The sequence below is a fragment of the Bacillus cereus group sp. N12 genome, assembly GCF_016483575.1.
Classification (GTDB): domain Bacteria; phylum Bacillota; class Bacilli; order Bacillales; family Bacillaceae_G; genus Bacillus_A; species Bacillus_A toyonensis.
In genome coordinates this window covers 1-240 of sequence record NZ_JAEHBO010000269.1, presented here as the reverse complement: position 1 = coordinate 240, position 240 = coordinate 1, and the positions used below count along the sequence as shown (strand labels likewise).

The following is a 240-nucleotide window of genomic DNA, read 5'->3' as shown; positions in this document are numbered from 1 at the left end:
ATTACTGGCCCAACAGGTCCACAAGGTCCGACTGGCCCCCAAGGACCAAGAGGATTTCAAGGCCCAATGGGGGAGATGGGCCCAACAGGACCTCAAGGTGTGCAAGGAATTCAAGGTCCAGTCGGACCAATAGGTGCGACGGGACCAGAAGGACAGCAGGGGCCACAAGGATGGAGCCGTCCACAACGAGAAACTCGAGCGACAGGATCACAGCGCGTCCAAGGATTACAACTGCCCATT

1 pseudogene is annotated in these 240 nt (G+C 57.5%); it reads right to left on the bottom strand.

Features of this window, described 5'->3' with window-relative positions:
* Positions 1-110: pseudogene (locus JDS92_RS31665) on the bottom strand (glutamine synthetase); the annotation flags it as partial.
* Positions 111-240 lie beyond the last annotated feature (130 nt).